We start from the raw sequence: 4845 nt of genomic DNA on the forward strand, positions 1-4845 counted from the left end.
CTTTATTGTCCTTAGCTCTATATCCAGTCAATTTCAGTTAACGTTCTTCTTTTCACGAACTTGCGACAGCAAGTTGTCAGCAGCTCCCACTTCTCTGCAAATAGCTTCTGCTGACCGAGGAGCGACAGTGACGATGCGTGAAAACGGTGTTATGTGAGGTAACGGCTTAGAATCATAATCATTCAATCCTATTTTTATTTATTTGTTCTAAACGTCCTAATTGCTCATCAAAATTTATTTGTTTCTTAATAAGATTTATAGCACTATTATATTCATCAATTAACTTATTTTTTTCATTTTCACTACTAGCATTAATAATCATATCTCTTAATAAATCCATTCTAATTAATTCATAGTACATTTCACTAAACTCCTTACTATTAACGTTAAGCAACACTGTCTTCCATTCGATTTCAGTATTTAATAGTTTATATCTTGGACCTATTGGGTCACTTTTATAAGTGTTAATTAGTTGAACAGCGTTTTCTAATTCTATCTTTGCTGCCTCGCTATCAACTGCGAAATTAAAAGATAAAGTTATATATAACACAAGTAATGTACCAGCAATTCCTATGACTGCCCCTACTACTGTACCTATCAATCCGCTGGTTAAGTGGGATGATCTATTCATACTCGCCCTCTCCTCAAACACTAAAAATTCTTAGTCAAATAAATTTTTAAATCCAGTAATATTCCCGTTATTTCACCTAACGTTCCTGTATTCACGACCTCAGCCTATGCTGAGGTGTCCGGCGTATGCCGGACCAAGGACAAATGTCCGCAGCGTGAATATTATGTTATCCGATGCCTCCAGCACCTTTGATTTACCTACACGATTTAATGTCTAATTTATTCACTTGCTTCAATCAGTCTTTCGTCATTTTCCACTATTTCTAGAACTGGTTTTTCAAAAGCATATTTGATAAACAACAATTGCTCTTCTAAATGTTCTTTGCTATCACCATTAAGTACATTCTTTCCCCATATCCATGAGGTTGGCTTATCATTCTCATAAAAAACTTCACAGATCTCATATGAGATCAAACCATTTCCCCAATCTTTTTTTATGATCCGGTAATTCCAATATGTATTCATTCTTATCCCTTCTTAATCGAAGAATTTTTAATTCTATTTTCTGCCCTTCTAAATCAATCATTCGTTCAAGTTATAATCACGTTATTCTTATGCTGTTTTGGCATTTAGATTTTAAATAAACCGTACTAAATCATAAGCAACTACTTAATTTCATATTTACGTCTGATCCATTTGATGTTCATCATCAATCTAAGCCCTTCTGGAGGTTTCGGATAACGTGAATGTATTCATGACGTCCGACGTAGTCGGATGTGTCTGCTGAAGAGCTTCTACGAAATTCATCCAGCAGACCAAGGCTCCGTTAGGAGTCGCAGCTTGAATATTATGTTATACGACGGAATCACTTCTTGGAAGTAACTAACATTAGTGTTTTGATCGTCTCTTTTATTGAATTAAACTATCTCTGTCCGATCATTCTTGATAGCTAATCTTTCATTCCATCTTTAATCCAGTCGTTAAAAGCCGATTTTACTACATCCCCATGATAGTAAGTTCCGTATGAACTATCGTACTTTTGTGTCCACCAATTCTTCGCCTCCTCAGAAGCTTCATCAATATAGTTACTATAAAAAACCGAAGACATAACAATAGCCTTATTTCCACTTTTGTTACCCAAATCAGATAAATTGGATGCCTTTGCAACAGATTCACCAATCCATACTAAATTATGAATTCCTGAAGACTTTCTTCCGGCTTTTACTGCAAGTGTTGGATTGGTTGCTAAGCCTATCCCCGCTTTAATAGTGGGCAAAGAACGGTTTTCCAATAATTTATTTAACATTTTCATATACGTATTGATATAAAAGGCTCTGTCTGCAATCTCATATATATCCTTTTTTAATGGGGTAGAATAAACAGCAAAAACACAATCACCTCTTATACCTATCTCTTTCAAATCATTAGATTCAAGATCTTTTCTTAGTATTTCAATAATTTCTGATGTAAAGCCCCGGATCACTTTTGCAATATCTACATCATTATTACTGGTAAACAACGTAGTGGAGTCTCTTAAATCAACAAAAATCGCTCCTGCCCACGCTTTATATGCATTCGTATAGGTAAAATCCTCGTCTCTTGGAAACTTATCCACTTCATTAACCTTATCCGTATTGTCTAATATCTCTTCAACTTTCTTCTTGCGATCTTTGTAGTTATAATCTAAGCTTTTCACAGTTAGCCTCCAATATAGATAATTTGATATAAGTACTTGCCCATTGTGAGAATTAAATGTTGCTCAAAAAAATATATAAGAGTAATAAAACAAGATTAACAAAAAGATATTCCATTGCCTTCTTTAAACGATGAGTTTTTATTTTCATTATCTTTGAAACTTCGTACACTTGTCCTACTATCTCTTCTACCATGACTGTTTCATTTGCAGTTAAATATCTTTCTAACACATCAGATTTCTTCATACTTGCTACATGTTCAAAGTAAAAAATAGAGTATTCATCAACCTTATAATTCATTGATAGCCTCGGCTTTAGAACTTGCATAATAATAAAGTAAAGTTGGTAAACTAATAAAATGACAAGAAAAATTCCTACAATAAGAACAAGCATAGACACAAGTGCATCATAAATATCCATCTTTGTGATATTTATAAAACTCATTTTTTTTGCTGTATCCATAAATACAGTTAAAATTAAGCCATACACGACCAAAAGCGCACTAGCCTTAGTATCTATAAAACGTATCAATTCTTGTATGTTCTTCAAGCTCTCCAAGGCAAAAGTGCTATTAGTCATACTATTTTCTTTGCTAAAATCTTCACTCATGCTTTTTCACCTCTCCCTTTAAAAATTTTTACTGGTCAACACCTTGCAAGTAATGGAATTCAATATTAAAGATAAACCAAGCAAGTTTTACAGCTGAAAATTACAACAATCTTTTTGCACTTCTGATGCTGTCATATAACGTTGTTATATTCATGAACCCTCACTGGCTTAAGCTACCGATCGATTAAGCGAAGCGATCGGATCGTCGGGTCGAAGACTTAGCCAGTGCAGGGTTGTCCGCTTGACTCCTCATCCTTGAATCTCCTCGGGCGGACCAAGGGGCGACAGCCCCGCAGCGTGAATGCGGAGTTATACGAAGCCCTGGGCATCTCCGAATCATCTTTCATATCAATTGTGTTTTAATTTCTTCTATCAAGTTTTGCTGAGATTTCTTTCAACACCTGTAAGATGTTATGTAATGCCATTAGAATAAATCCAAGAGCTATGTAAGTTACCACTTCCCCTGTGAAGATTGAAACGACTGCCAATGCTACCGCGAAAAGAATATATAATGCGTTCATCTGTCCCCTCCCAAGTAAAATGCTACTAAATACTTCATTTAATTATAGTCGTTATTGTTGTCTACTACTCTTTCTGTAAATAGGTATGTATTTGTTTAATTGATTATAGAAGAAGCCTTTCCAGGTTTTTGCGGTTTAGTCATTTATACTTGGGTTTCGTATAACGTTCTTGCATTCACGAACCCCCACTGGCTTAGATAGCTCCTATCTTAGCCAGTGCGGGGATTGTCCGCTGAATTAGCTACTTTAGAAAATGCTTCTGCGGACCGAGGGGCGCAAGCCCCGATGCGTGAATGCTGTGTTATATGACGTGGCTGACTTCTCTGAATTACTCCAAAACTGCACTTTAATCATGATAAATCAATTATCATCTCTTCAATATCCTTATATATCTCTTCAACACTGCCTTCTTCATGATTCCATAAATATATTTGCTCACCCATAGCCCCATCGCTTACCCTATAGCATAATAAGTCTCCTGTCCCATCCTCAGCGAATGCAATGTACTCATCAGGTAGATCCGTATCTTTGTTGTTTTTAACAATGTCATCAAATGTCTTATGGATTCTTTGACTATCTTTAATTGGGAACAAAATCCACTCCCCCACCTCAGCTTGATTAACCACATTAACTAACTGTTTGTATTTATTGGGAAATCTGATCCCTAACATCTCTTCTGTTATGTTAATGTCCTCATCTTTAACCCCAGGCTTCCTAGTTAGAATGAGATTTCTTACTTGCTCCATGACTCCACTCCTTTGCCTTATTCAGCCATGTCATATAACGTGCATGTGTTCACGAACCCTCACTGGCTTAAGCTGCCGACCGATTAAGCGGAGCGATCGGATCGCCGGGTCGAAGACTTAGCCAGTGCAGGCTTGTCCGCTGAATCTGCTACTTTAGAAAATGCTTCTCGCGGACCGAGGGGCGAATGCCCCGATACGTGAATGCGGTGTTAGATGATGTTGACCTCTTCCTCGAGACCCATACACACATCTCCTTTTTATATGTTTATCTCATCCCAGTTAAATATTACGTACCCAAGCTGACAAATGAAAACAACCAAATAACATAAATTTACTAAAAAACATAATCTGAGTCTTCGAATCTTCTTGTTGTATTCATCCTTACCTAAATCACTAAATTCTGTTCTATTTCTTAAGTCTTTATATGATTTAACAAATAATTTTAACTCAATGATCCCCAAAACGACCCAAAGTAATGTGAAAAATAAAAGTACTGCATTTACAAGTGATAGCAGCATAGCTATCCCTACATCTGAAGTTCTAGAATACTTAAAGACCATATTCATAGTAAAGGTAAGTGCAAAAATAATTAATCCTATTGAACTTATAATTGGTGTGTTTGAAAGTCTCAATGTTTTTCCGCCTTTAGGTCAATTTCATCTAACGTACTTGCATTCACGAACCCTCACTGCCTTAAGTGACTGA

Annotated in this window: 6 protein-coding genes; all 6 read right to left on the minus strand. The window is 36.1% G+C overall.

Going from position 1 to position 4845, the window contains the following annotated elements; translation table 11 throughout:
• Positions 1–178: 178 nt before the first annotated feature.
• Entirely contained in the window at positions 179–631 is a 453-nt protein-coding gene (locus tag L1N82_RS22945) for a hypothetical protein (RefSeq protein ID WP_235289792.1), read from the minus strand.
• Positions 632–849: 218 nt separating this feature from the next.
• Complete coding sequence (locus tag L1N82_RS22950) at positions 850–1095, minus strand: hypothetical protein (RefSeq protein ID WP_235289793.1); 246 nt, start codon at positions 1093–1095, stop codon at positions 850–852.
• Positions 1096–1519: 424 nt separating this feature from the next.
• Positions 1520–2266 carry an adenylate cyclase gene (locus L1N82_RS22955; RefSeq protein ID WP_235289794.1) on the minus strand — a complete coding sequence of 249 codons (747 nt, stop codon included), beginning with the start codon at positions 2264–2266 and terminating at the stop codon, positions 1520–1522.
• A 52-nt stretch (positions 2267–2318) separates the two neighbouring features.
• Positions 2319–2873, minus strand: coding sequence for a Pycsar system effector family protein (locus L1N82_RS22960; RefSeq protein WP_235289795.1), 555 nt, complete (start codon positions 2871–2873; stop codon positions 2319–2321).
• Between the two features lie 359 nt (positions 2874–3232).
• Complete coding sequence (locus L1N82_RS22965; protein WP_235289796.1) at positions 3233–3394, minus strand: hypothetical protein; 162 nt, start codon at positions 3392–3394, stop codon at positions 3233–3235.
• Positions 3395–3744: 350 nt separating this feature from the next.
• Positions 3745–4140 (minus strand): SMI1/KNR4 family protein, encoded by a 396-nt coding sequence (locus L1N82_RS22970; protein WP_235289797.1) that lies wholly within the window; start codon positions 4138–4140, stop codon positions 3745–3747.
• Positions 4141–4845: the final 705 nt, after the last annotated feature.

This window comes from Paenibacillus tarimensis (assembly GCF_021532315.1).
GTDB classification, from domain to species: Bacteria; Bacillota; Bacilli; order Paenibacillales; family Paenibacillaceae; genus Paenibacillus_I; species Paenibacillus_I tarimensis.

Coding starts and splice junctions, on each gene's coding strand:
- L1N82_RS22945 (WP_235289792.1), bottom strand. CDS start 631: ATGAATAGATCATCCCACTTAACCAGCGGATTGATAGGTACAGTAGTA.
- L1N82_RS22950 (WP_235289793.1), bottom strand. CDS start 1,095: ATGAATACATATTGGAATTACCGGATCATAAAAAAAGATTGGGGAAAT.
- L1N82_RS22960 (WP_235289795.1), bottom strand. CDS start 2,873: ATGAGTGAAGATTTTAGCAAAGAAAATAGTATGACTAATAGCACTTTT.
- L1N82_RS22965 (WP_235289796.1), bottom strand. CDS start 3,394: ATGAACGCATTATATATTCTTTTCGCGGTAGCATTGGCAGTCGTTTCA.
- L1N82_RS22970 (WP_235289797.1), bottom strand. CDS start 4,140: ATGGAGCAAGTAAGAAATCTCATTCTAACTAGGAAGCCTGGGGTTAAA.